The organism is Paraburkholderia sp. JPY465 (assembly GCF_050436725.1).
GTDB classification, from domain to species: domain Bacteria; phylum Pseudomonadota; class Gammaproteobacteria; order Burkholderiales; family Burkholderiaceae; genus Paraburkholderia; species Paraburkholderia youngii.
Map to the genome: position 1 here is coordinate 2,357,272 of NZ_JBNDMT010000002.1, position 25,126 is coordinate 2,382,397.

The 25,126-nt window shown below is 63.3% G+C and carries 21 protein-coding genes; 13 read left to right on the forward strand and 8 right to left on the reverse strand.

The features are described from left to right. The first annotated feature begins 121 nt into the window (after window positions 1–121). The 8 genes from QFZ94_RS13025 to glnA all read left to right on the forward strand — a co-directional run bounded on the left by QFZ94_RS13025 (window position 122) and on the right by glnA (window position 7,741). Window positions 122–814, forward strand: a complete 693-nt coding sequence (locus QFZ94_RS13025) for a phosphatase PAP2 family protein (RefSeq protein ID WP_429457775.1) — start codon at window positions 122–124, stop codon at window positions 812–814. Window positions 815–955: 141 nt separating this feature from the next. After that, window positions 956–2,557, forward strand: coding sequence for a methyl-accepting chemotaxis protein (locus tag QFZ94_RS13030; protein WP_429457334.1), 1,602 nt, complete (start codon window positions 956–958; stop codon window positions 2,555–2,557). 160 nt (window positions 2,558–2,717) lie between these two features. Then, window positions 2,718–2,882, forward strand: coding sequence for an FmdB family zinc ribbon protein (locus QFZ94_RS13035; protein WP_368585818.1), 165 nt, complete (start codon window positions 2,718–2,720; stop codon window positions 2,880–2,882). Window positions 2,883–3,355: 473 nt separating this feature from the next. Continuing rightward, a complete protein-coding gene (locus QFZ94_RS13040; protein ID WP_429457336.1) occupies window positions 3,356–3,997 on the forward strand; it encodes a hypothetical protein in 642 nt (213 codons plus the stop codon). A 329-nt stretch (window positions 3,998–4,326) separates the two neighbouring features. Beyond that, window positions 4,327–4,491, forward strand: coding sequence for a hypothetical protein (locus QFZ94_RS13045; protein WP_429457338.1), 165 nt, complete (start codon window positions 4,327–4,329; stop codon window positions 4,489–4,491). A gap of 76 nt (window positions 4,492–4,567) precedes the next feature. Then, window positions 4,568–5,734, forward strand: coding sequence for a radical SAM protein (locus QFZ94_RS13050; RefSeq protein WP_429457340.1), 1,167 nt, complete (start codon window positions 4,568–4,570; stop codon window positions 5,732–5,734). Between the two features lie 203 nt (window positions 5,735–5,937). Further along, window positions 5,938–6,141 (forward strand): hypothetical protein, encoded by a 204-nt coding sequence (locus tag QFZ94_RS13055; RefSeq protein WP_013091358.1) that lies wholly within the window; start codon window positions 5,938–5,940, stop codon window positions 6,139–6,141. A 94-nt stretch (window positions 6,142–6,235) separates the two neighbouring features. Next, window positions 6,236–7,741: a type I glutamate--ammonia ligase gene (glnA, locus tag QFZ94_RS13060; protein WP_368585813.1), complete on the forward strand. Its 1,506-nt coding sequence runs from the start codon at window positions 6,236–6,238 to the stop codon at window positions 7,739–7,741. Between the two features lie 18 nt (window positions 7,742–7,759). On the opposite strand, the gene QFZ94_RS13065 is transcribed toward glnA, so the two are convergent. Continuing rightward, window positions 7,760–9,202 carry an anion permease gene (locus QFZ94_RS13065; protein WP_368585812.1) on the reverse strand — a complete coding sequence of 481 codons (1,443 nt, stop codon included), beginning with the start codon at window positions 9,200–9,202 and terminating at the stop codon, window positions 7,760–7,762. A 103-nt stretch (window positions 9,203–9,305) separates the two neighbouring features. Between QFZ94_RS13065 and QFZ94_RS13070 the strand changes: the two genes are divergently transcribed. Genes QFZ94_RS13070 through QFZ94_RS13080 form a run of 3 tightly spaced genes read left to right on the forward strand, consistent with a single transcriptional unit; the run spans window position 9,306 to window position 12,874 of the window. Then, on the forward strand, window positions 9,306–9,944 hold the full coding sequence (locus QFZ94_RS13070) for a 2Fe-2S iron-sulfur cluster-binding protein (RefSeq protein ID WP_410850379.1): 639 nt from the start codon (window positions 9,306–9,308) through the stop codon (window positions 9,942–9,944). A 15-nt stretch (window positions 9,945–9,959) separates the two neighbouring features. After that, window positions 9,960–11,609 carry an FAD-binding protein gene (locus tag QFZ94_RS13075; RefSeq protein WP_429457343.1) on the forward strand — a complete coding sequence of 550 codons (1,650 nt, stop codon included), beginning with the start codon at window positions 9,960–9,962 and terminating at the stop codon, window positions 11,607–11,609. Between the two features lie 20 nt (window positions 11,610–11,629). Then, window positions 11,630–12,874 carry a complex I 51 kDa subunit family protein gene (locus QFZ94_RS13080; protein ID WP_429457345.1) on the forward strand — a complete coding sequence of 415 codons (1,245 nt, stop codon included), beginning with the start codon at window positions 11,630–11,632 and terminating at the stop codon, window positions 12,872–12,874. Window positions 12,875–12,897: 23 nt separating this feature from the next. On the opposite strand, the gene QFZ94_RS13085 is transcribed toward QFZ94_RS13080, so the two are convergent. The 7 genes from QFZ94_RS13085 to QFZ94_RS13115 form a co-directional block, all read right to left on the reverse strand. Continuing rightward, on the reverse strand, window positions 12,898–14,706 hold the full coding sequence (locus QFZ94_RS13085; protein ID WP_429457347.1) for an SLC13 family permease: 1,809 nt from the start codon (window positions 14,704–14,706) through the stop codon (window positions 12,898–12,900). An 86-nt stretch (window positions 14,707–14,792) separates the two neighbouring features. After that, window positions 14,793–16,454 carry a gamma-glutamyltransferase gene (ggt, locus tag QFZ94_RS13090; protein ID WP_429457349.1) on the reverse strand — a complete coding sequence of 554 codons (1,662 nt, stop codon included), beginning with the start codon at window positions 16,452–16,454 and terminating at the stop codon, window positions 14,793–14,795. A gap of 112 nt (window positions 16,455–16,566) precedes the next feature. Next, window positions 16,567–16,785: an EmrB/QacA subfamily drug resistance transporter gene (locus QFZ94_RS13095; RefSeq protein ID WP_176124777.1), complete on the reverse strand. Its 219-nt coding sequence runs from the start codon at window positions 16,783–16,785 to the stop codon at window positions 16,567–16,569. A gap of 10 nt (window positions 16,786–16,795) precedes the next feature. After that, on the reverse strand, window positions 16,796–18,430 hold the full coding sequence (locus QFZ94_RS13100; RefSeq protein WP_429457351.1) for an L-lactate permease: 1,635 nt from the start codon (window positions 18,428–18,430) through the stop codon (window positions 16,796–16,798). A 247-nt stretch (window positions 18,431–18,677) separates the two neighbouring features. After that, window positions 18,678–19,028: a hypothetical protein gene (locus tag QFZ94_RS13105; protein WP_429457353.1), complete on the reverse strand. Its 351-nt coding sequence runs from the start codon at window positions 19,026–19,028 to the stop codon at window positions 18,678–18,680. A gap of 99 nt (window positions 19,029–19,127) precedes the next feature. Then, window positions 19,128–19,766, reverse strand: a complete 639-nt coding sequence (locus QFZ94_RS13110) for a LysE family translocator (RefSeq protein WP_368585804.1) — start codon at window positions 19,764–19,766, stop codon at window positions 19,128–19,130. Between the two features lie 187 nt (window positions 19,767–19,953). Then, window positions 19,954–20,829 (reverse strand): LysR family transcriptional regulator, encoded by an 876-nt coding sequence (locus tag QFZ94_RS13115; RefSeq protein ID WP_429457355.1) that lies wholly within the window; start codon window positions 20,827–20,829, stop codon window positions 19,954–19,956. 159 nt (window positions 20,830–20,988) lie between these two features. On the opposite strand from QFZ94_RS13115, the gene QFZ94_RS13120 reads away from it, so the two are divergent. Both QFZ94_RS13120 and QFZ94_RS13125 read left to right on the forward strand, forming a co-directional pair. Continuing rightward, entirely contained in the window at window positions 20,989–21,423 is a 435-nt protein-coding gene (locus tag QFZ94_RS13120; protein ID WP_008918388.1) for a VOC family protein, read from the forward strand. Window positions 21,424–21,834: 411 nt separating this feature from the next. Then, window positions 21,835–25,113 (forward strand): efflux RND transporter permease subunit, encoded by a 3,279-nt coding sequence (locus QFZ94_RS13125; RefSeq protein WP_429457357.1) that lies wholly within the window; start codon window positions 21,835–21,837, stop codon window positions 25,111–25,113. Window positions 25,114–25,126: the final 13 nt, after the last annotated feature.

The window sequence follows — 25,126 nt, forward strand, 5'->3', positions numbered from 1 at the left end:
CGCGTGCGGTATCGGAGCGAGCAAAAAATTGATGGCAAACGTTGTCTACGCCTCATTTTTCGTCGCCTGGCTGGATTATGCTGATCTGTCGCTGCGATTAGCAGATATTAATTACAAAAACATGAACAGCTTCGATTCGACCATCGAAACATATCTGTCCAGCATACACTTCGGTCATTTCGCGACCCAATCGATACAAGCCATCGCCGACCTGTACACCTTTAAAGGGCTGGTATTGATTGCCGTGCTTTGGTGGATCTGGTTTCAACGAGACGAACGCGCCGAATGGCGGCGCGAAATAGTGCTCGCGACGCTTCTCAGCGGTGTCGTGGCGCTCTTCGTCGGAAGGCTGCTGGCGCACTGGCTGCCATTTAGAGTGCGTCCCATCTACAGCACCGAACTGCGGCTGCAGTTCGCGAGCGGCGCGACCAAGGCTGCGCAGTTGTCGGACTGGAGTTCGTTTCCAAGCGATCACGCCATGCTATGGATGGCGGTCGCCACCGGCATCTTCGTCGTGTGGCGGGGCATCGGCGTGCTGGCGCTTCTCTATACCGCGCTGTTCATTTGCCTTCCGCGCGCCTATCTCGGCTTTCACTATCCGACCGATTTGCTGGCGGGTGCCGCGCTGGGAATCGGGATCACGTTGATCCTGACACGCGATGCGATTCGCACGCGCTACGCGACCCCGGTGCTGCGATGGATCGAACGCTATCCGGGACCTTCGGCCATGCTCGCCTTCCTTCTATGTCTGCAACTGGTCACGCAGTTCGAAGAACTGCGTGCTCTGGCGTGCGGCGTGTTCAAGCATCTATGACCCGGCTGGCGCCTCACTGTCAGTGAACTGAGATTAGCGAGCAACCTCTATTGCCATCTCATGCAATATTCTGTCTAATTAAATCAGAATAAAACGTCCGATTCATTCGAATCGCTGACACAGTCGACGGGGGTTCACTTCATGCACTCTCTGCTGCCGCTCAAGGCCCAGGTGCGTCGTCACGCGCGCACGCTCGCCGGGTATTTTCCAGCTCCATTTACACGCGACGAATCAAGCTGTGTCGACATCCTCGGTGTGATGACGCCGAGGCTGCTGAACGGAGGCACGCTGCTGAACCTCAACTACGGCGAAGTGGACCGCTTCACCGACAAGACCCGCGCGACGGGCACCTTATTCGTCGCAATAGGCGAAGACTTCGTGCGCGTCGCGACTTCGGTCAAAAGGCAAACCGGCGAGCGAGCCGTGGGCACGGTACTGGACCGCTCGCACCCCGGCTATCGGATGCTGCGCAGCGGGCAGCCCTACACCGGTTACGCGACGCTATTCGGCAAGCAATACATGACGCGGTACGAGCCGATCCGGGACAGTTCCGGCGCCGTAATCGGCGCGCTGTACGTCGGCCTCGATGTCAGCGAGGTGTGGAACCTGTCGATCGGAGCGAGGCTCGCGCTGCTGACCCTCGCCGCGAATACCGTACTCCTGCTGGGCTATGGTCGGCTGCTGCAGGTAGTGGTCCTCCCGGACCCGGCGAGCCCCGCGGGGGCGTCGCCGCCTTTCCTGCCAACCGGCGTGATCGGCTTCGGGCTGCTCGGCGCGCTGGTGGTCAGCGCGCTCGTCTTCGTGACGACCCGGCGCGGTCTCGGCATGCAACTGCTCGAAGCGAAGGCCGCCGCGGAAAAACTGGCGGCCGGCGACTTGACCGCGCAGGTGCATGTGAGCCGTCGCGACGAACTCGGCCAGTTGATGCAGGCGATGAACGGCATCAGTGTCGGCCTGGCCTCGGTAGTCGGCAACGTGCGACGCGCGTCCGATATGATCGCGCTGGGCGCGCGCGAGATTGCCGCCGGCAACGCGGAGCTGTCGTCCCGCACCGAGGCGCAGGCCGGCTCGCTCGAGGAAACCGCTTCGACGATGGAACAATTGACTGCGATGGTCCGCGCCAATGCCGAACGCGCTTCGCACGCCAACCAGCACATCGCGTCTGCCTCCGATCTAGCGGTCAAAGGCGGCACCGTGGTGGGCCGTGTGGTCACCACCATGTCGCTGATCCGCGGCAGTTCACACAAGATCGTCGACATCATCAGCATGATCGATTCGATCGCTTTTCAGACCAACATCCTGGCTTTGAACGCGGCCGTCGAGGCGGCCCGCGCCGGCGACCAGGGGCGCGGCTTTGCGGTCGTCGCCGCCGAGGTGCGCAGCCTCGCCCAACGCAGCGCGATGGCCGCCAAGGAAATCAAGGCGCTGATCACGGATTCGGTCGGCAACGTCAATGCAGGCGGAGAACTGGTCGACCAGGCTGGCCGGGACATGACCGAAATCGTCACGGCCGTCGATAGTGTGGTCACCTTGATGGGTGAGATTACGCACGCGAGCAACGAGCAAAGTACCGGCATCGGCGAAATCAATCGCGCGATCGGACACATGGACGAGATGACCCAGCAAAACGTTGCTCTGGTCGAGCAGGTGGCAGCCGCGGCGGCCAGCATGCAGGAACAGGCGTCCACGTTGGAAGATGCGGTGCAGGTTTTTCGGCTGGTGGGTGACGGGGCAAACCGATAGTCGCGGTCAGTGCCGCAATCAGCGGGGCATCGGATTGAACGGCAATGCGCGACGTGTACGCGGACGTTTCCCGCACTTTCCTGCACTAGAATGGGTTATTGTCGACGTCGTAGACGTATCTGGTCAGCGCGACGTGCAGGATTCTCGTTGGAGGAATGCCATGCCGACCTACCGGTACAGGTGCGAGAAATGCGGTGAGATGTTCGAACATGCCGAGCATCTTGCTGAACATCAAGACGCTCATCCCGCTTGCCCGAAGTGCGGAAGCGAAAAGGTCCAGCACATACCCACGCCATTTGTGCCAAAAACGTCCCGAAAAAGCTGAAACCTGTCTTCGCGGTACTCGCGGACATTCGAACGTCGGTTCTCTCCTGCCGACGGATCTTCGCTCGCCGATTCTCGCCATCGCCTCGTGACGATTGGTAAGTTGGATGTGAGCGTGCAAAGCTGGAAACAGTTGAGATGTAAGCGCGCAAGTATCGTGCCGCCGATCGCATAGGAACCCGCGGCAGCGGCCCGGCAGAACTTGCCAAGAATGAATCCCAGCTTTGCAGCCACCAGTATCTGCTTACCGCTCAAGCCGTCCGGCCGCGCTGGCTGCCCCAGAGACCCGAAAGCGGGAGCAGTGCTTCAAATCCGACGAACCGTTGAAATAGCCCACGAATCGCCGAGGGCAGAAAAGAGTTGTGCACGAAAGACCAACGGACGAAAAGAAATCACTTTCGCACGGCCGAGCTTTTGCACGGGGCTGGGCCGACGTATGCTGGAAATCCAGGTGACTCGACTCTAATACTCGCCATGGATACGCGAGATGCGTTCGATATATCGCTGAGCGAAGTCGATTCGGCGTTCGAGGCCCTAGAACTTGCCCGTTCCACGTCGGGCGAGGATTCACTCGCTTACACCGAGGCGTGCGAGAGGTATCGCATTACGATTCTCAGGTGGAAGTCAATTTACGCGTTGCTGGTTGCCAATGGAGCGCGAACCATGATGCCAAACGTTGGTAAGGGACGGCGCCTGCTCGTCCTCCGCAGAGGACATGAGCCGATTGCCGAATCCCTCTTCGTTATCGCCCGGGTGCGAGGCTTCGTTTCCACGCTCGAGACGTGCGCTGATGCGGTACGGGGGCAAATCGTCAGCAACGCACAACTGACGGTGCTTGACGGCGACTGCCATCTTGCATCGAAGTTAAAAGCGATCGAGTTGATCAACAAGCACTGCCCGCAATGCCGGGTTGCGGTTCTGTCCAGTACGCTGTCTCCTTTCGCAGAGTGGCCGGGTGTCGATGCGGTTATCGACCGTGGCGCATCGCCAAGGCAGATGCTCGAGTGTTTCTGCCAACTGATTGATTCCTCCGAGTTCGACGACTGCGCTGTTCTTGCGCCCCCCCCCCCCCGATATTGGCCTATGGTCGGCATGATTCATAGCGCGGTTAGCTAGCACCGATTCAATCAGGCGTTTCGCGTGGTCCGCTGCTATTCAGCGTGTCCCGTTTCAGGCATCGGCTTCGCGTATTTCACGATGCCTGACCAAACCGGTAGTGAAGCTCTAACGATTTCAAATCAAACCGCTAGTGAATCCGCATTGCGTCAAGTTGCAACGTCGAGGCTGTTCCGCGGCTCGACGCTCGCGATGTTTCTGTCGGGACTCGGCACGTCAGCGGCCGCGCCGCGGATCGTTCTTTTCCTGGTGAAGGAACTTGGCGCCTCGCTGCCGTTGGCCGGACTCTCGAGCTTCCGAGCGCGTTGGCGACCGCATCGGCGATTTTCATGAGCTCGACGGCTCTGGCTTCGGCGCTAGGCGGCGTCGCCGGCGGTCTCGGGGTCAAAATGCTGGGCCTGCCGAATGTATTCCTGCTGCCAGCGCTGTTCGCTGGTATTGCCGCGATCGGACTCGCATTGACGGCACGCACCGAAAGCCGACGGCACGCGTAACAACGATCACGCTCAGCGCAGTGAGCGTATTCTATGAAGCCTCGTGACGAATTCATCGGCAGGCAGCGAGGGTCTCATGAATACGACAGAGCGGATCATCAAGTGGCGCGATCTACGGCATGTAGACGGCGCCGTCAGCGAACCGCGCAATCCGCTGCCCGCGGTGTGCGACGTATCGGTGACGAACGTTTGCAACGCCGCATGCGACTTCTGCGGGTTCTCTCGCGAGAAGAATCTGGCCGGACCGCGTCGCTATCTCGATCCTGATGAATTCGCGCGCGCACTGCCGATCCTGCGCAGACGCCGGATTCGTTACATGACGCTGCAAGGCGGCGAGCCGTTGGTTCATCCGCAGATCGCATCGCTGGTGGCTTCGGCCACCAGGGCCGGCATTCAGTGCGGTGTGATCACCAACGGCTGGTTTCTTCCGCGCCATATCAAGCAACTGGCGGAGGCCGGCCTCAAGCGCCTGCTGATTTCCATCGATAGCGCGGACATGCGCGAGCATGAGCACAACCGCGGCCTGCGCGGTCTCGAGGCCCGCATCCGCGAGGGCATCACGCAAGCTCATCGCTTCGGCATCGAGGTGTGCGCATCGATTACGGTGAGCCGTCTGGTCCGTTACGAATTGCTTCCCGAGACGCTCAACCGGCTCGGCTTCGATGCGGTCGTTTTTTCCTATCCGCGGCGCGAGGCGTTTGGATCGACTTCGCTCGTGTACGACGAAGATTCGAAACTCGTCGACCTGAACACCGACGAATTACTCGAAGCGTTGAGCGCGATCGCGCGCCTGAAGAAGCGCTTCCGTGTGATGGACCCGAGCGCCGCGCTGGACGAGGTCGCGCGCTTCGTGCGCGGTGAACGGCAACTGGTTCCATGTATCGGTGGCAGCAAGTACTTTTATATCGACTGGAACCTCGACGTCTGGCGTTGCGAGGCATGGCCCGAGCCGATGGGCTCCGTGTTCGACCTGGACCGTCTGCCCGATCAACGCGAACCCTGCAATGCCTGCATGATGGGATGCTATCGGCACGCCAGCATTCTGATGCACGGTGCGATCGCCGTGACCGATTCGGTGTACGCGCTGGGCCGGGGTCAGCTTCGGACTGCAGTCAGCTTGTTGTTCCAGCGCAGCGTCGCGTATTCGCTGTGGGCGCTTTCCGTTGAAGAATTGCCGCGAGCTTCGCTCATGTCGTTCGCAAGACGGCTGGGCGGACGCCGTTCCGCGCGGCAAACGGGTTAAGTTCGATTGGCGCGAACCGCATTCGGAATCCCGGCGTGCGGCACGCGATTTGGGAAGGCCATCGGAAGCGAGAAAACCGGCAACGGACCGATTCGATTGCCTAAGATCAAGTTACGCGCTCCGCGAGGAATGCACCGCGGCTCGCGAATGTCTTTATCGTCGCGCAGCCGTTTCCTGCGCGACTCTTCCACAAGGAGGTCACGATGAAATCAGACGACAAGGGCGACGTGCGCGCTTTCGTGCAAACGGCGGAGCAGGGTGGCGAGCATGTCTGGGTAATCACGCTGGTCGACTTCGCGGCCCGCGAGGTCAGACGCTCGCTCGTTTCGGACGAGACATATGCGACCGCCGCCGCTGCCAGAGATGCGGGGCAGGCCCATTTGAAGGGCTTGGAGCAGGACCGCTAGGCCCACTTACCGCCGCCTTGTTTTCGCCCACGGAAGTACTAACGTTGGACTATAAGTAAACCGGCGGTAACGGGGGCGCAAGAGGGCAAAGCTCATGGCCAGTACGCAAGGAAGCACCGGATCGCCGTTTGCGGCGTCCGTCGAAGCGGGCAGTTATCGCGTCACGCGACCGCAAAACGCAAGCGATGTGATCGACCTGCTGCAAAAGCGCGATATTCAGATCGTCGATCTGAAATTCACCGATCTGCCCGGCCTCTGGCAGCATTTCTCGATCACGCTCCCCGAAGTTCACGACGACCTGTTCAGCGCCGGCATCGGTTTCGACGGTTCATCGATCCGCGGCTTCCAGGAGATCCACGAGTCCGACATGCTGCTGCGGCCCGACCCGGCAACGGCCTTCGTCGACCCGGCTTGCGGCACGCCGACGCTGTCGATCATTTGCGACGTAGTCGATCCAGTTCTGCGACTACCGTATTCCCGCGATCCGCGCTACGTGGCGAAAAAGGCGGAGAACTACCTGCGCCAGACCGGCATCGCGACGACGTGTTATTTCGGGCCGGAGCTCGAATTCTTCATCTTCGACTCGATCCGCTTCGGCCAGGATCAGCACTGCGGCTACTACTACGTCGAGTCGGCCGAGGGCGACTGGACCACCGGCCGCGACGAGGGCGCATACGGCGGCGGCAACCTCGGCTACAAGCAGCACTATAAGGAGGGCTATTTCCCGGTGCCTCCTCATGACACGCTGCAGGAGATCCGCTCGGAAATCGCGCTGACGCTGCAGCAGGCCGGCGTGCAGATCGAAGTGCATCACCACGAAGTCGCGACCGCCGGACAGAACGAGATCGACATGCGTTTTGCGACGCTCACCCGCATGGCCGACAACGTGATGATCTACAAATACATCTGCAAGAACGTCGCGCGTCGGCACGGCAAGGTTGCAACCTTCATGCCGAAGCCGCTGTTCGCCGACAACGCGAGCGGCATGCATTGTCACCAGAGCCTGTGGAAAGACCAGCAGAACCTCTTTTACGACGCGGGCGGCTGGGCGCTGACTTCCGACATGTGCCGCTGGTACATCGGCGGATTGCTTCAGCACGCGCCCGCGCTGATGGCCTTTTGCGCGCCGACGACGAATTCGTACAAGCGCCTGGTGCCGGGATACGAGGCGCCCGTCAATCTGGCGATGTCGCAGCGCAACCGCTCGGCCGCGGCGCGCATTCCGATGTATTCGGATTCGCCGAACGCGCGGCGCGTCGAGTTTCGCTGTCCGGACCCGTCGGCCAATGCGTATCTGGCTTTCGCCGCGATGCTGATGGCCGGTCTGGACGGCATTGAAAACAAGACGGATCCCGGCGAGCCGCTCGATCGCAACATCTATGATTTGCCGCCCGAAGAAGCGCGCAATATACGGCAGGTGCCGGGCTCGCTCGAAGCGGCGCTGGCGGCGCTCGAAACCGACAACACGTTCCTGCGCAAAGGCGAAGTCTTTACCGACGACGTGATTCAGACATGGATCGACTACAAGCGCAGCCGCGAGATCGACACGATCAAATTGCGCCCGCATCCATGGGAGTTTTACCTGTACTTCGATATCTAGAAGAACAGGCCTCAAACTTCATAGCAGGATCGGCGCGCAAATCAGGAGAAATACCGCGATATAAATGACGCCGAAAATCAGCCCGAGTCTCCAGAAATCACCCGCAGGCAGATACCCGCTGCCGAAGTACACGGGGCTCGGCCCCGTTCCATACGGCGTCAGGATGCCCATGATCCCCAAAGTCAGCGACAGCATCAGCGCGAACGCCTCCATCGGCATGCCGGGAATGGTCGAGCCCACCGCCAGCATGACCGGCAGCATCGCCGTCGCATGGGCGGTGACGCTCGCGAACATGTAATGCGTGAAGAAAAAGATCAGCACGAGGACGATCGCGGCCTCCGTCGGGGGAAAGCCTGCCATATGAGTCGATATCGTCCCGGCGAACCATTTGACGAAGCCAGTCCTGCTGAGCCCGTCGGCGAGGGCGACCAGCGTCGCGAACCACACGAGGGTATTCCACGCCTGCTTGTTGCCGAGCATGTCGTCCCAGCTCACTACCTGGGTGACCAGCATCAGCGCGATCACCATCAGCGCCGCGGTCGTCGGATTGACATAGTCGTCCGCAAAGACCCATAACGCGAGGGCGATCAGTACCAGCACGGCGAGCATGATTTCCCGTCTGGTGAGCGGCCCCATCTCCTTCAGTTGCTGGGCAGCCCAGCTCGGCACTTCGGCGCTGTGCTTCACTTGCGGCGGATACAGCACGTAGGTCAGCAGCGGGATGGCCAGCAGCAGCAGGATGCCCGCGGGCGCAAAGGCCAGAAACCACTGCGTCCATTCGAGGTCGACGTCGACCGTTTTCTTGACGAGTTCCGCGGCGAGCAGATTGGGTGCGAGCGCGGTGAGGAACATCGAGCTCGTCACGCAGGTCGTGGCGATAGCGGTCCACATGATGTAGGAACCGATGCGCCGCGCCGACGGATCGTTCGGCTTCGAGTCGTAAAGCGGCGGCAAACTGCGAATCACCGGAAAGATCGTCCCGCCGCTGCGCGCCGTATTGGAAGGGGTAAATGGCGCGATCACGGCGTCCGCCACCATCACCGCATAGCCGAGCGTGAGGGTCCGGCGTCCCAGCGCCCGCACGAGCATCAATGCAATGCGTTTGCCGAGCCCCGTCTTCTCGTAGCCGAGGGCGAACATGAAGGCGCCGAAGATCAACCAGACGGTGCTGTTCGAGAAACCGGAAAGCGCCCAACTGAGGCCCGCGTTCGCAACATTGAAACCGGGCTTCGCGAGTTGCGCGGGACTGAAGAACACCCACTCGCTGAACACGGCGACGAGCGTCACCGCGATAAGACCGATCGCGGCGCCCGGAATGGGCTCCAGCATCAGCCCGACGATCACGCCCGCGAAAATCCCGAAGTAATACCACGCGTGCTGCGCGAGACCGGGCGGCGCGGGAATCAGTCCGATCACGATCGCCACGATCAGAGGAGCGACGGCCTTCCAGAAAGTTTTCATGCCATGCTCCATTCTCATAACCGTCCTTGTGCTAAGGTTTATATGACCTTTTTTGCGCGTTCGCCAGTGAAGTGTTCACGGCATGCAAGGAGAGTGCGAGGCCATGGTTCGCGTGAGTATCGAAGGGCGCGAGATTCAGGCGCCGGGCAATTGCTCGATTCTGCAGGCCATGGGGCATGCGGGGCAGACTCTCGTCGAGGGTGTCGGCTGCATGTCCCAGGGCGTGTGCGGCTCGTGCCGCGTGATGGTGCGACGCAGCGGCGAGCAGGAAGTCAAAACCGCGCTCGCCTGCGAGACCCTCGTCGAAGAGGGCATGCAGGTCGCCTTCCTCGATTACTTCACCGAGTCGGAGCGTCACCTGTATCGAATGGAAGAGATCAGCGACAGCTGGCAGGCGCTCGGCAAGATCGCCGAGATCTTCCCCGAAGCGGCGCATTGCCGTCATTGCAGCGGCTGCGATCGCGCCTGTCCGAAGGGGCTGGAGGTGCAGCGCGGCGTGAACCTCGCGGTCGAGGGCAATCTGCCCGCATCGAGCCAGGTGTTCGACGAATGCGTGATGTGCAACCTGTGCACGCTCGCATGCCCCGAGCATATCCGGCCCAACCATCTGGGTGTGTTCGTGCGCCGGATGATCGCGTCGCTTTCGCTGCGTCCGGCCAATCTGATGCGGCGGCTGCAGCAGATCGAGAGCGGCGAGCTGAAGATCGACTTCGATGCGCCTGGCGCTCGACCGCCGCGCTGACCGGAGCGAATCGTCATGTCCGCCGGCATACCCTACGAAACCGCGCGCCAGCGCTACCGCCCCGGGATGGCGGCCGCGCTCCGCGGCGACGACGTCCCGGTCGCTGAACTGCTGAAGGCTTATCACCCCGATCATGGGCCGCATGCGCGGGTCACGCTGAGTGTCGGGGTCAATCGCGGCGAGCCGTGTCAGCCCGATCTCGCGCGCCATCTGCAGGCTAACGCGCTGATCGATGATGTCGATATCGCCGGCGCACAGCTGATCACGACCGATGTGCTGGTAATCGGCGGCGGTGGCGGCGGCTGCGCCGCGGCGCTCACGGCGGCGAAGCAGGGCGCGCGCGTGATCCTCGCCACCAAGCTGCGTCTTGGCGACAGCAATACGGTGATGGCCGAGGGTGGAATCCAGGCGGCCATCGGCGAGGACGACAGTCCCCAACTGCACTTCGAGGACACGCTTCGCGCCGGACACTTCTGCGGCGAGCCCGAACTCGTGGCCCAGATGGTGATGGACGGCCCCGATGTGATTCGCTGGCTGATCCAGCTCGGCATGATGTTCGATCTGGAAGAGGAGCAGCCGCTTGGCGGCAATCTGATGCGCAAGAAACCCGGAGGCGCATCGGCGGCGCGCATTCTGTCGTATCGGGACTATACCGGCCTCGAAATGATGCGCGTGCTGCGCGAGGCAGTGGACCTCGATCCGGGCATCGAGTTGTGGAACCGCTGCCCTCTGGTCGAGCTGCTGTCCGACGAGCACGGCGGTTGCGCCGGCGCGGTGATCTACAACCTCGAATGGCGTACCTTCGTGCTGGTGCGTGCGCGCGCCGTGATCCTCGCCACTGGCGGCGCGGGGCGACTGCATCTGAATTCGTTTCCGACCTCGAACCACTACGGCGCCACCGCCGACGGCCTCGTGCTCGCCTATCGGATCGGCGCGCGCCTGCGCGAACTCGACTCGTTCCAGTACCATCCGACCGGCATCGCCTACCCGCACCATCTGGCGGGCGGCCTGATTTCCGAGGCGGCGCGCTCCGCCGGCGCGAGACTGCTGAACGGCGAAGGCGAACGTTTCGTCGACGAACTCAGGCCGCGTGACGTGGTCGCGTCGGCGATCCTGCGTGAGTGCGCACTAGGGCGCGGGATCGAGCGCGACGGCCAGGTCGGGGTGTTCCTCGATACGCCGACACTCGAACTCGAGCATCCGGGCATTCTGGCCAAACGCCTCGTCACGCTTCGCCATCTCGCTGACAAGTGCGGCATCGATGCCGCGCAGGAGCCCTTCCTCGTTTATCCCACGCTCCACTACCAGAACGGCGGCGTCGCGATCGACAAAGATGGCGCCACCAACGTCCCCGGCCTCTTCTGCGTCGGCGAGGTGACGGGCGGCATCCACGGCCGCAACCGCTTGATGGGCAACGCGCTGCTCGACATTCTGAGCATGGGCCGGCGTGCTGGCGCGAAGGCCGCGCAATCGAGGGAATGGGTGATGACGAACCGCGCCGGAATCGGTCACGTGCACGCGTGGCAGAGAGAGCTGACGCTGGCGGGACTGCCGCTTCACGTGAAAGCGCCGCAACTCTTTCCCGCCTATGCGCATTTCGATCTGCGAGTCGATGCGGGATTGCGCACGAGCGCGCGGAGCCGCGTGATCGGTGGCATCCGGTGACGCGAACCACGGAGCACGCGATGCAAACGCTGAATCAGTGCTTGATGAGGGACGATTTCCGCGTCGGCGCCGACCTCGATGCATGGTTCGCGCGCGGCGGCGGCGAGGGACTCGCCAAAGCGCTCGACGACCCGGAGACGATCATCGCCGCGCTCGCCGAGGCCGATTTGCGTGGCATGGGCGGCGCTGGCTTCCCCGCGCATCGAAAGTGGGCGCCGGTTGCGAGCGCCCCCGGCGGCGACAAGTACGTCGTTTGCAATGGCAACGAAGACGAGCCGGGCACCTTCAAGGATCGCTTTCTGCTCGAACACACACCGCATCAGGTGATCGAGGGCGCGCTGATTGCCGCAGTGGCGACGCGGGCCAACCATGTCGTCCTGTACGTGAATCCGCATCAGACGGGGTCGCTCGCAGCGACTCGCGAGGCGGTCAGGCAGTGGTCGGGGCACGCGCAATTCGCCGCTATCGAGCGTTGGATCGGTGCGCCGTTGTCGCTCGGCGTCGTGCCCAGCTCGGGCTTGTATATCGGCGGTGAGGAGACGGCGGTGATCGCGAGCGTCGAAGGCGGCTTTCCGTTTCCGCGGCGCAAACCGCCTTTCCCCGCCGAGCAGGGCGTGCACGGCGCGCCGACCATCGTCAACAACGTCGAGACGCTGGCCCACGTGCCCGGGATTCTGCGCCACGGCGCGCAGTGGTATCGCGAGCTCGGAGTGGGCAATGCTGCCGGAACCAAGCTCTATTCTCTTTCCGGCGACGTGCTGCGTCCCGGCCTGTACGAACTGCCGATGGGCACGAGCCTCGAGACGCTGGTGTTCCAGCACGGCGGCGGCATGCTGCAGGGCAAGGAGTTCAAGGCGGTCTTCACGGGCGGCCCATCGAACACGCTATTGACCAAGCGCGATCTCGACGTGGCGCTGGACTTCGACTCGGTGCGTCAACGCCGTTCGCGTCTCGGGACGGGCGCGATGATCGTGGTGTCGGAAGGCACGAGCATCGTGCGCAAGGTCGCGGACTACGTGAACTTCTTCGCTCAGGGTTCGTGCGGGCAGTGCCCGCCTTGCAAGGGCGGAACGTTTCAGATGATGCGGCTTCTGAACCGGCTCGACACGGGCCGCGGCGTGCGAGCCGATCTGGATGCACTGGAGAACCTGTGCCGCGTTCTTCCCGGCAGCGGGCGTTGCGGTTTGATCGACGGCGCGGTGACGGTGGTGGAGAGTTCCATCGATCAGTTCCGCGCGGAATACGAAGCGCTGTTGATGGCGTAGGGGCAGGGCGGCCGATATCGCGGCTAGAACGGCCAATACAACGGCGCAATGAACACGACCACCGCCATCGACCACAACACGATCAGCAGGCCGATCTTCCAGTAGTCGCCGAACTCATACGCGCCCGGGCCGTACGTGACGAGGTTGACCGGCGTGCTCATCGGCGTCAAGTGCGCCGCGCCCGCACCGAGCGCGACAGCGACGAGGAACGGCGTCGCCGACACGCCGAGTTCCTGCGCGGTGGCGACCGCGATCGGCACCGTCACGAGCGCCGCCGAGTTGTTCGAGATCACCTGGGTCAGCACCGCGGCCACGCAGAAGAGTCCCGCCAGCACCGCGCGCGGGCCGCCCGAGCCGACCGCCTGGATCACGTAATCACCGATCTGATACGCGAGCCCGGTGTTCGACATCGCGGTGGCGAGAGGAATCAGCGCACCGACCAGCACGCAGGTATTCCAGTCGATCGTGTACAGCTGGTTCAGTGTGATCACGCGCGTCAATACCATCGCGGTCACGCACATCAGCGTCGCCACCGCGGGCGGTACCGCGTTCGTCGCGAGCAGGATGACCAGCACCGCGAGGATCGCGAGCGCCTCGCGCGCGCCGCGACTCAGCGCGATGGTCTGGCGCCGTACCATCTGCGGAGAATCGACCATCAGTATCTGCGGGTCGGAGAAGTGTTTGTCGAGCGCTTCCCATGTGCCCCTGAACAGCAGATGGTCGCCCGCGAGCAGCGTGGTCGACGGCTCGGGGACGTTGTTGCCGCCGCGCTGTATCGCGAGCACGATCAGATCGCCTTCGTGCGTCGCCATGCCCGGAAACACGGTTTGTCCGATCAGCCCCGAGCGCGGTGGTATCACGACTTCGGCGAGACCCGACGAGCGATTGAACAGCGCATTCGTGACCGCCTGCGCTTCGGCGAGCGGCTCGCGAATCGCGAGATGCAAGTCGTTCGCGAGCCGGGCGATGCCTTGCGCGTCGCCGCGCACCAGCAGGTGATGGCCCTCGCTCGCTTCTTTCTGCGCGAGTTCGGCGCCTTCATCGTCGGTCAGGCCGAGCACGCTGACAGCGGGGTATCGCGACAGATCGATGCTGTCGAGCGTCTTACCGATCAACGGCGAGCCCGCGCGCACGCGCAGCCGGAACACGCCGTCCGCGAGCCGGTATTGCTCGACCAGCGTGTGCGCGTGCTGGCTGAAATCGGCCGGCAGCGAATTCGAGCTGCGCCTGGGCAACAACAGCGGGCCGAGTATCAGAATGATCGCAAGGGTGCCGGCGAACAACGGCAGACCCACGATCGACCATTCGAAGAAGCGGATCGGCGCGCCACCGAGCGCATCGGCCGCGCTCGATGCGATCACGTTGACCGGACTGCCGAGCAACGTGAGCTTCGCGCCGGTCAGGCACGCGATCGACACGGGCATCATCAGTTGCGACGGCGCGAGCTGGGTCCGCACGCAGATGATGACCGCGATCGGCAGCATCGCGACGACGGCGCCGTTCATGCCGATCAGCGCAGTGGATACCGCGGACAGGATCAGCAGCGACGCGATCAGTCGCTTGCGGCTGCTGCCCGAGTGGCGAATCAGCCACTGTCCCGCCCATGTGCCGACACCGGTCGTTTCGAGGCCGATGCCGATGCCGAGCAGCGCCGCGATGAACACGATCAGCGGATCGCCGAAGCCGCTCAACGCCTCGCGCATCGTCAGAACGCCGGTCAGATATAGCGCGATCAGCGACATCACCGCAACGACGGCGGCCGGCACCTTGTTCCAGATGAACAGCGCCATCGTCACGGCGAGGACCAGCGAGGTCACGATCATCGGGTTCATCTATTTTTCCCGTCGTATGGAGCCGCGGTGCGCGAGCGCGGCAGCCCCAACTGCCGGCCGTTTGCGGGAGCCGATATCAGTCCTCCTCAGTACCCGAGCGCGGCGCCGTCGCCGCGCGGATCGGCGCCTCCTTCGTAAAAGCCTTGGTGCCGATCCACAGCGATCGCGTGCGCGTGCCCCATGTTGTCGTTCCAGTCGGTGACCATCTGCACCGGCTGGCCGCGGCGCTTCAATTCGCGCACGACCTCGTCGGAGATGCGTCCCTCGAGCGACATGTTGCGCGACTTGGTACCCCACGTGCGGCCCATCAGCCAGCGCGGCGCCTCGATCGCCTGCTGCACGTCGTAGCCGAAGTCGACGATGCGGGTGACCAGCGCGGCCTGGGTTTGCGGCTGACCTTCGCCGCCCATCGAGCCGAACGCGAGGCAAGGCTTGCCGTCGCGGGTCATCAGTGCCGGGATCAGCGTGTGGAAAGTGCGCTTGCCAGGTTGCAGGCAGTTCGGGTGATGCTCGTCGAGCGAAAAGAACGCGCCGCGGTTCTGCATGATGATGCCGGTGTCCCCGCCGAGCACGCCGCTGCCGAAGTCGTGATAGATGGACTGGATCAGCGACACCACCATGCCGTCCTTGTCGGCCGCGCAGAAGTAGCAGGTGTCGCCGTCCGGCGCGCGGCGGTCGTGCGGATACTGATAGGCGATGCCGGGCGGGACCGTCGAGATGTCGAGCGCGCGTTCGGGGTCGAGCAGCTTGCGGCGTTCGTCGCAGTAGGCCTTCGTGATCAGCTGGTCGACCGGAATCGTGACGAAGCGCGGGTCCGTCAACCACTCTTCGCGATCGGCGAACGCGATCTTCACCGCTTCGGCGAGGTGGTGGTAGTAGTCCGCGGTGCCTTCGCCCCACGCGGTCACGTCGTAGCCTTCGATCAGGTTCAGGATCTGCAAGGGCGTAAAGCCCTGGGTGTTCGGCGGTAGCTCGTAGACCGTATGACCGCGATACGTCGTGCTGATCGGCGTGACCCATTCCGCGCGGTACGCGGCGAAGTCGACCGGTTGCAGCGGCGAGCCGGCGGCACCGACGCCGGCACAGATCCGCGCCGCGAGATCGCCTTCGTAGAAGCCGGCGCGCGGGCCCTGATCGGCGAGTTGCTGCAACGACTGCGACAGCGCGGTTTGCACGAGCTTCTCGCCGTCGGCGGGCACGCGGCCGCCCGGCATGAAGATCGCAGCCGTTTCCGGGTAGCGCGTGAGGATCGGCACGTCCTGCACGGTCCAGTCCGCGAGCGAGCGGGAGACCGGCACGCCGTCGCGCGCATAGCCGATTGCCGCCGCAAACAGGTCCGCCCAGTTCAGGCGCCCGAAGCGCTCGTGAGCGAGACGCCAGCCGTCGATCGCGCCCGGCACGGTCAGCACCGCCTGCGGGCCGCGCGCCGCGATTTCGTTGTCGATGGCGATGCCGCGATAGTGGGCGAGCGTCGCGCCTTGCGCCGCCGGTCCGCTCGCATTGATCGCGTGAATCTGTTCGCTGTTGCCGTCGGCGATCAGCCAGAAGCCGTCGCCGCCGAGTCCGGCCATGTGCGGATAGGCGACGCACAGCACCGCGTTCGCAGCGATCGCGGCATCGACCGCGGTTCCACCGCGTTGCAGCATCTCGACACCGGCCTGACTTGCCAGATAGTGCGGCGTGGCGACCATGCCATGCGGTGCGCGCGTGGGTGGGCGACCGGTACGAGGCCCATTAGGATGACTCATGGTGAAAAGCTCCCCTGAGGATGACCCGCCACAATGGCCCCGGCGCCCGATGCTTGCCGGGAGTGTGCGACGGCGAAGCAACTGCGGCGAAGGAACGGGCGCGCCGCTTCGATCAGGAAGCCCGATCGTCGAATTCGACGCCCGCGTCCCTGATCTTGTCGTTCGAGTGATCCATGAACCGCGTGATGATCGGCAACGCTCCGCCGGCGATCACGCAGAGCAGCCCCAGCCCCAACAGCAGCATGTTGCCGGTGACCGAGCCCCTGCTGGTGAGCGGAAAACCCGCGAACATCAGAAGCAGCGCCAGGGTTTCCGCAACGAGCTTGTCCATACGAGTCACCTCACGCGAATATCACGAGGAGGATCGTGCCGATGCCGGTCAGGATGGCGACGATGACCGTCCACGGAAGGGCCAGCTTCATCACCGCGCCCTCCTGTCCCTTGATGCCGCTGATGCTGGTGCCCAGCACGATATTGGCCGGGCCGATCGCGTTGCCATACGCGCTGCCGGCCGCCTGCGCGGCGATGATCGCTTCGGTCGGCAGCGAATGCAGTTGCGCGACATCGCTCTGCAGGCCGCCGAACAGTACGTTCGACGCGGTGCTGCTCGACGTCATGAACGCGCCCAACGCGCCGATCACGCTCGCGATGCCCGCATAGACGAGCGGCGGCGACACATCGGCGATACCGTGCGCGAGCACCTGGGTCTGGCCGCTATGGTCGAGCACCCGGCTCGTAACGAGGAAAGCGATGACCGGCAGCGATGCGGGCACGCCGTCGACGATCAGCGAGCGCCCCAGATTCTCGCCGCCATGCCGCGATTGCCACGCGCCGTAGAAGCCGTTCACGCGGTACACGATCCACACGACGATCGCGGAGATCAGCAGCATCGTCCCCGGGTGGGTGAACGGCGAGAACGGCGCGTAACGCTCGACGGCCGCGTTTCGCACGCCAAAGCCCGTGGTCACTTCGGGGAACGGCAGGCCGATGCGGAATTGCCGCATCGCATCGTTCAATGGGCCAATCAGCAGAATGCCCAAGGTAACGACCGTGAGCACGACATACGGCAGGAATGCCATGCCGAGACTCATCACCGGCTCTTCGGTTTCGGTCTGCATGCCGACGGCGGCCGGGTCCATCGCCGGACGATCCGGGACCTCGGCCGCGGGAACCGGCTCCCTGAACCGACGCCAGCGCGAAAGCGGATACAGGGCGACCAACGCGACGGTTGCGGCGAGGAACGTCGACAGTTCAGGGCTCAGGAACGCGAAGATCAACTGGCCGAAGCCGAGGATCGTGCCGAGGATCAGGACCAGTGGCCATCCGTGACGCACCGCGGCCCAGCGCCCGTATAGCCACACGATCAGCAGGCCACCGAAGTACGTCGGAATAAGCAGCAGCACACACGATTCGAAAGCGGCGCGTCCCACGTCCTGAATGTCGGCCACCTGCAACGTCGCGAGCCAGCCGACACCGAGGGTGCCGAAGAAGCGCGCCCATGCGTGCGCGATGATCGAGATGGCGGCGGCATGGACCGGTCTTACACCGATCGCGAGCAAAAGCGGTGCGACGACTGCAATTGGCGCGCCGAAACCCGCAATGCCTTGAAGAAAAGACGAAAATACCCAGCCGAGGCCTAGAATGACGAATAAATCATTGCGGCTGAAACGGGAAATGCCGTGTCGAAGTGCGTCGTAGCCGCCGGCCTGTTTGGTGATCTGATAGAGCAGAAGCGCCGGCCACATTACATAGAGAATGAATATGGCATCCCATACGCCTTTGCCACTGGCGACAGCCAAAGTCGTGATCGGGGTGCGGAATGCTAATACGGCAATCAGGCCGGCAACGAACATCGCGCCAGGGCCTGCCTCGGGCGCCCGCCAACGCAGCGGAACGAGAAAGACAAGCAAGGCGATGATGGAAAGTGTTGCCAGAATCCAGTGAATTAGATCGACCGGAAGGGTGATTTCATTCATCGTTGTCCCTCTCGCAGTTGATACGCCTCGAATGCTGTGAGGGGGCACTATTCTGTATGGCCCGAACTAATAATAGTTCGTTTTCTTAATGCCGCAAGTTGACTGCGAAAGCGCGGACTTATTGCACTGCGGAATTTATTGTTGGTTTATTGCGGCGGAATTTCGTCGGCGAAGGCGATGCGTCGGATTTGAATAAACGATAATTAACGTTTTTAAATCGTCGTGGCGGATGCGATCCTGTCGGGGTTCAATCGTCGACGAAATAATGACCGATGAAGAAACAGCCGCCCGCCAGCGCAGCGCCCAGCGCCGCGACCGTATAGGCAAGCCTGACACCGTGCCACAAGCTATCGAACCATTGATTCAACTGCGCCATCAGCACTGCCGCGTTGCCGCCGATTTGCTGTAGCTCGATCTGATAGCGCGGATCGACGATGCCGTACATCGCGACCGCGCTATCGGGCGGCGGCACGCTGACGTAGATCAGCACCGCGGCGATCAGGCTGACGACCAGGATCGCCGCACCGCAGAGATAGAGCCGCTTTTGCAGCGGCGAGCGTTGGGTGGAGGAAGGTGCGTCGTGATCGTTGCCGTTCATCGTTGCGTGGGTGGGTGCGCTAGCAGCCGTCGTGGAGGGAGCCGAGCCGCCAGTATCGCAGAGCGTGGACCGGGGGCGGCCGCGCGCGCCCGGGCCACGCTAGTTCTTTGACGTCAGCAGCTTGATCCCGGCAATCCCGAACATCACCGCGAGCGAGCCATCGAGCCAGCGCCGGATCGCCGCATAAACGCGCCGCGCGGATGCCGTCGAAAACAGCATTGCGTAGCTGCTGAACACCGTCGCGCCGATCGCCATGCAGCCCAGCACGACCGGCATCACGTGCGCGGCGCCGTGTACCGGCGACATCGCGAGCGACACGATCGACAGCCACACCAGCACCGCTTTCGGATTCGTCAGGTGCAGCAAAAGGCCACGCAGATAGAGCCGCCCGAGCGGTTCGTCGACGCGCGCCGCGCTCGCGGCCGGCTTGCCGGCGCTCCACGCCGAGCGCGCGGACTTGAAGCCGAGCCACAGCAGATACAGCCCGCCCGCGATCCGGATCGCCACGAGGCATTCCGAGTAGGTGGCGAGCACCGCCGACAGCCCGAGCGACGCGAGCAGCGCCCATGAGAACGAGCCCGACACGACGCCGAGCGCGAACACCAGCGCCGCGCGCCGGCCCGCGCTCATCGCGAGCGACATGATCGCGAGATTGCTCGGGCCAGGGCTCGCGGTGCCGACGAAATAGGCGCTGTAGGCGATCAGGACATCGGCGGTGAGCACAGGGCTAGCGATCATGGCGGGCAAATGTAAGGGCGGGGCGGGTGTTCGGCAATGCCATGCAACGCGCCACACGGCCGGTTGAATGAAGCAACGATTCTGAGCGCCGTCGCGCGCCGCTCACAGATACAGTTGCGCGTACGTGTGGCAGCACACTCGCTTCGCAGCCGAATCGAGCCCGCATCGAACGCGGCGCGCCAAACGCTCAACCGTGCGCCGCGCTCGCAATACACTCCGCCAACGCATCGGCGACCACCGGCCGGCTATGCCGCGGCCGCAGCACGAGCCCGATCTCGCGCTCCAAGGTCGCATCGCCGAGTTCGAGCGCCACGACGCTCGCCGGCCATTTGCCGAGCCCGGCCGTATTCGGAATCAGCGCGACACCCATGCCGCGCGCGACCAGTTGCACGATCGCCTGCAACTCGTCGAGCTCGACCGCATCGCGAACGCCGAGGCGCGCGCGCCGCAGAAAACGATCGACGAGCCGCCCGCCGAACGACGCGCGGTCGTAGCGGATGAACGGCTCGCTGCGCAGCAGTTCGCGCCACGAGCGGCCGCCGCGCGCGAGCTTTTTCGGCGCGAGCAGCACGAACGGTTCGGCGACCAGCGTGCGCCATTCGAGCTCCGACGGCAGCGCGAACGGCGGCTTGATGATGACGGCAAGATCGAGCTCGCCCGCGTCGACCTGACCGAGCAGCCCCAGCGACACGCCCGGCACCACGCGAATCCGCCAGCCGGGACGGTCGTCGCGAAAGCGCGCGAGCGCGTCGGCCAGCAGCGATACCTGCGCGGACGCGATCGCGCCGACCCGCAGCATGCCGCTTTCGGCGGCGCCGCCGCTGCGCTCGGAGAGCCGCGCGTAGAGCGTCATCATTTCCTCGGCGAGCGCGAGCGTTTCGCGGCCCGCCTCGTTGAGCGTCGCCGAGCGGCCGGTGCGGTCGAACAGCGGGAAGCCGAGTTCCTGCTCGAGCCGCTGCATCTGCGCGCTGACCGCCGATTGTGTGAGCCCGATGCGCGCGCCCGCGCCGGAAAACGTGCCGTACTGGCTGACGGCGATGAAGGTCTTCAACTCGCTGAGCATGATCGATCAATCGATTTTAGTGATGGTCAGGTCAAATATATATCGTTTCTCAACATTTTTATTCATGGTTAAACTTGGCTTTATCTGTGCCGATTGCCAACCGTGCAAGTCGCGCCAGTCGTCACCCATCCTCACACCCACCCAGCGAGTCTCCCTATCATGAGCGTTGCCGAAACCGCTTTGCCGCCGTTCCATCTGGCGTTTCCTGTTCATAGCCTTGCCGCCGCGCGCGAGTTTTACGGCGAATTGCTCGGCTGCCCGGAAGGGCGCAGTTCGGACGCGTGGGTCGATTTCAATTTCTACGGTCATCAGATCGTCGCGCATCTGGCGCCCGACGAAGTCGGTCACCGTCATACCAGCGCGGTCGATGGCGACGCGGTGCCGGTGCGCCACTTCGGCGCGGTACTGTCGATGGAGCAATGGCAGGCAGCCGCGGACAAACTGCAGAAGGCCGGCATCGAATTCATCATCGAGCCGCACGTGCGCTTCAAGGGCGAGGTCGGCGAGCAGGCAACGATGTTCTTCCTCGATCCGTCGGGCAATGCGCTCGAGTTCAAGGCGTTCGCCGATATGTCGTCACTGTTCGCCAAATAGGCGTCGCGGGCGTTGACGCCGGCACACGGATAGCTGCATATGAGAAGGCCGGTCGACCATTCAGGTTGACCGGCCTTTTTCGTTGAAGGGGAATGACCGCGCGAAGCAAAATCGCCCCGTGTTGCGAATTAAACTGGAAGCATGTTTCACAATATTTCGAACCAAAGCCGTGCCGCGAATCAGCAAACGTTCCATTAACAGCGCGTAAATTTATTCAACAAACGTTTGCGCCTCGCCTAATCCGCTGCAAATCCGGCGATTGCTTTGCGCCTTCAAAAATGGCGCATTTGCTTTCAACAAGCTTCCTGACAATTTCGCCATTCTCGCGCCATGCAGGCGTTGGTGCTACCGATCTAGCATAAGCGGAGATTCAATCCCTCCCTCCACCCGCATTTTCTCTGGCCCGTTTCAATGTGGATCGTCAACGTAGCGCTTAAGCGGCCATACACGTTCATCGTGATGGCGATTCTGATCGTGCTGGCGACGCCCTTCGTGCTGTTCACCACGCCCGTCGACGTGCTGCCGGAAATCAACATACCGGTCGTCAGCATCATCTGGACGTACACCGGGCTGTCGGCCGAGGACATGGCCACCCGCATCACGTCGGTCAACGAGCGCAGTCTGACCACGACGGTCAACGACATCGAACATATCGAATCGCAGTCGCTGCCCGGCATCGCGATCCTGAAGGTGTTTCTGCAGCCGAACGCGAACATCCAGACGGCCATCGCGCAGACGGTCGCGGTCGAGCAGGCGCAGTTGAAGCAGATGCCGCCGGGCGCCACCGCGCCGCTCGTCATCAGCTACTCGGCTTCGAGTATTCCGGTGATCCAGCTCGGTCTGTCGAGTCCGAAGCTCTCCGAGCAGGACCTGAACGACACCGCGCTGAACTTCCTGCGTCCGCAACTCGTGACGATTCCAGGCGCTGCCGTGCCGTACCCGTATGGCGGCAAATCGCGGCTGATCTCGGTCGACCTCGATACGCGCGCGATGCTGGCCAAGGGCCTGACGCCGGCCGATGTGGTCAACGCGTTCAACGCGCAAAACCTGATTCTGCCCACCGGCACGGCCAAGATCGGGCCGAAGGAATACACGATCGACATGAACGGTTCGCCGCCGACGCTGGAAGGCCTCAACGATATTCCGGTGCGCACCGTCAACGGCGCGACGACCTATCTGCGTGAAGTCGCGCATGTGCGCGACGGCTTCTCGCCGCAGACCAACATCGTGCGGCAGAACGGCCATCGCGGCGTGCTGATGTCGGTGCTGAAGAACGGCAACGCGTCGACGCTGTCGATCGTCGATACGTTGAAAGGCCTGTTGCCAGCCGCGCGCGCCGCGCTGCCGCCGGATCTGCAGATCACCGCGCTGTTCGACCAGTCGGTGTTCGTGAAGGCGGCGGTGCAGGGCGTGGTGCGCGAGGCGCTGGTGGCCGCCGCGCTGACCGCCGCGATGATCCTGCTGTTCCTCGGCAACTGGCGCAGCACCTGCATCATCGCGATCTCGATTCCGCTGTCCATCCTGTCGTCGCTGATCGTGCTGCACGCGCTCGGGCAGACCATCAACATCATGACGCTGGGCGGTCTCGCGCTCGCGGTCGGCATCCTGGTTGACGACGCGACCGTGACGATCGAGAACATCGAGCGGCACCTGCACATGGGCACCAATCTGCACGACGCGATTCTCGACGGCGCCGGCGAAATCGCGGTGCCGGCGCTGGTGTCGACGCTGTGTATCTGTATCGTGTTCGTGCCGATGTTCTTCCTGACCGGCGTCGCACGCTATCTGTTCGTGCCGCTCGCGGAAGCGGTGGTATTCGCGATGCTCGCGTCGTACATCCTGTCGCGTACGCTCGTGCCGACGCTCGCGATGCTGCTGATGGGCCACGCGCATAAGCCGAAGGCGGGCGCGAAACCGAATCTGTTCATGCGTCTGTATCACCGCTTCGACGCCGGCTTCGAGCGCATGCGCGCGGCCTACATCATGATCCTGAGCAGCCTGCTCGTGCGCCGCAAGGTGTTCGGCACGCTGTTCCTCGGTTTCTGCGTGCTGTCGATGGGCCTGTTTTTTGCGCTCGGCGAAGACTTTTTCCCGAGCGTCGACGCGGGCGACATCCGTCTGCACATGCGCGCGCCGACCGGCACGCGGATCGAGGAAACCGCGCGGCTCGCCGACGAGGTCGAGAAGGTGATCCGCGAAGTCGTGCCGCAGAAGGAACTGGGCACGATTCTCGACAACCTCGGTCTGCCGTATAGCGGCATCAACCTGTCGTACAGCAATGCGGGCACGATGGGCACGCTCGACGGTGAGATCCAGATCGCGTTGAACGAAGGCCACAAGCCGTCGCAGATCTACATGGACAAGCTGCGCACGATCCTGCCGCAGCGTTTCCCGGGCGTCGAGTTCTTCTTTCAGCCCGCCGATATCGTCACGCAGATCCTGAACTTCGGCCTGCCCGCCGCGGTGGACGTGCAGATCGCCGGCGCGAATCAGCAGGGCAACCTCGAGGTCGCGCGCAAATTGCTGAAGCAGGTGCGGCTGATTCCCGGCACCGTCGACACGCACATCCAGCAGAAGCTCGACGAACCGGTACTCGGTCTGCAGATGGACCGCACCCGCCTGCAACAACTGAACCTGACCGCAAACGACGTCGCGCAGAACGTGCTCGTTTCGCTGTCGGGCAGCTCGCAGACGTCGCCGGGCTTCTGGGTCAACAACAGGAACGGCGTCGAATACAGGGTTCAGGTGCAGACGCCGCAGTACCAGGTGTCGTCGATCGACGAACTGTTGCGCACCCCGGTGTCGGCCACAATGAACGGCCCGACGCAACTGCTCGGCAACCTCGTGCAGGTATCGCCGAAGAGCCAGTTCGCTGAGGTCTCGCACTACAACATCCGGCCGGTGATCGATCTGTATGTGAGCGTTGAAAAGCGCGATCTCGGCAGCGTCGCGAATCAGGTCGACAGGATCGTCAACGAGGTGCGCGGTACCTTGCCGCGCGGCAGCACGATCACCGTGCGCGGCCAGGTACAGACGATGCGCAGTTCGTTCTTTGGGCTCGGCATCGGCGTCGCGATGGCGATCGTGCTCGTGTATCTGCTGATCGTGGTGAACTTCCAGTCGTGGGTCGATCCGCTGATCATCGTCAGCGCGTTGCCGGCGGCGCTCGCGGGCATCATGTGGATGCTGTTCCTGACCGGCACCCATCTGAGCGTGCCGGCGCTGACCGGCGCGATCATGACGATGGGCGTCGCGACCGCGAACAGTATTCTGATGGTCGCCTTCGCGCGCCAGCGGCTTTCGGCCGGCGCGCCGCCGCTCACGGCCGCGCTCGAAGCCGGCGCGAGCCGGATCCGTCCGGTGCTGATGACCGCATTCGCGATGATCATCGGCATGATTCCGATGGCGCTCGGTCTCGGCGAAGGCGCCGAGCAGAATGCGCCGCTCGGCCGCGCGGTGATCGGCGGCTTGCTGTTCGCGACCGTGTCGACGCTGTTTTTCGTGCCGCTCGTGTTCGCGGGAATTCACTCGTGGCTCGCGCGCCGCCATCGCAACGGCGGCGGCGATGACGGTGGAAATGGCGGCGGCAACGGCGGCAATGGCGGTGGAACAGGCGGTGATCGCGGCCGAAGCAGCGGCCATAGCGACAGCCCCGCGCCTGAACACAGCAGTGCGGCGACGCCCGCGTGAAAGTTAAACGATG

Bases quoted from the DNA above. Each gene is read 5' to 3' on its own strand.
- QFZ94_RS13025 (WP_429457775.1), top strand. From the start codon at position 122: ATGAACAGCTTCGATTCGACCATCGAAACATATCTGTCCAGCATACAC.
- QFZ94_RS13030 (WP_429457334.1), top strand. From the start codon at position 956: ATGCACTCTCTGCTGCCGCTCAAGGCCCAGGTGCGTCGTCACGCGCGC.
- QFZ94_RS13035 (WP_368585818.1), top strand. From the start codon at position 2,718: ATGCCGACCTACCGGTACAGGTGCGAGAAATGCGGTGAGATGTTCGAA.
- QFZ94_RS13040 (WP_429457336.1), top strand. From the start codon at position 3,356: ATGGATACGCGAGATGCGTTCGATATATCGCTGAGCGAAGTCGATTCG.
- QFZ94_RS13045 (WP_429457338.1), top strand. From the start codon at position 4,327: ATGAGCTCGACGGCTCTGGCTTCGGCGCTAGGCGGCGTCGCCGGCGGT.
- QFZ94_RS13050 (WP_429457340.1), top strand. From the start codon at position 4,568: ATGAATACGACAGAGCGGATCATCAAGTGGCGCGATCTACGGCATGTA.
- QFZ94_RS13055 (WP_013091358.1), top strand. From the start codon at position 5,938: ATGAAATCAGACGACAAGGGCGACGTGCGCGCTTTCGTGCAAACGGCG.
- glnA (WP_368585813.1), top strand. From the start codon at position 6,236: ATGGCCAGTACGCAAGGAAGCACCGGATCGCCGTTTGCGGCGTCCGTC.
- QFZ94_RS13065 (WP_368585812.1), bottom strand. From the start codon at position 9,202: ATGAAAACTTTCTGGAAGGCCGTCGCTCCTCTGATCGTGGCGATCGTG.
- QFZ94_RS13070 (WP_410850379.1), top strand. From the start codon at position 9,306: ATGGTTCGCGTGAGTATCGAAGGGCGCGAGATTCAGGCGCCGGGCAAT.
- QFZ94_RS13075 (WP_429457343.1), top strand. From the start codon at position 9,960: ATGTCCGCCGGCATACCCTACGAAACCGCGCGCCAGCGCTACCGCCCC.
- QFZ94_RS13080 (WP_429457345.1), top strand. From the start codon at position 11,630: ATGCAAACGCTGAATCAGTGCTTGATGAGGGACGATTTCCGCGTCGGC.
- QFZ94_RS13085 (WP_429457347.1), bottom strand. From the start codon at position 14,706: ATGAACCCGATGATCGTGACCTCGCTGGTCCTCGCCGTGACGATGGCG.
- ggt (WP_429457349.1), bottom strand. From the start codon at position 16,454: ATGAGTCATCCTAATGGGCCTCGTACCGGTCGCCCACCCACGCGCGCA.
- QFZ94_RS13095 (WP_176124777.1), bottom strand. From the start codon at position 16,785: ATGGACAAGCTCGTTGCGGAAACCCTGGCGCTGCTTCTGATGTTCGCG.
- QFZ94_RS13100 (WP_429457351.1), bottom strand. From the start codon at position 18,430: ATGAATGAAATCACCCTTCCGGTCGATCTAATTCACTGGATTCTGGCA.
- QFZ94_RS13105 (WP_429457353.1), bottom strand. From the start codon at position 19,028: ATGAACGGCAACGATCACGACGCACCTTCCTCCACCCAACGCTCGCCG.
- QFZ94_RS13110 (WP_368585804.1), bottom strand. From the start codon at position 19,766: ATGATCGCTAGCCCTGTGCTCACCGCCGATGTCCTGATCGCCTACAGC.
- QFZ94_RS13115 (WP_429457355.1), bottom strand. From the start codon at position 20,829: ATGCTCAGCGAGTTGAAGACCTTCATCGCCGTCAGCCAGTACGGCACG.
- QFZ94_RS13120 (WP_008918388.1), top strand. From the start codon at position 20,989: ATGAGCGTTGCCGAAACCGCTTTGCCGCCGTTCCATCTGGCGTTTCCT.
- QFZ94_RS13125 (WP_429457357.1), top strand. From the start codon at position 21,835: ATGTGGATCGTCAACGTAGCGCTTAAGCGGCCATACACGTTCATCGTG.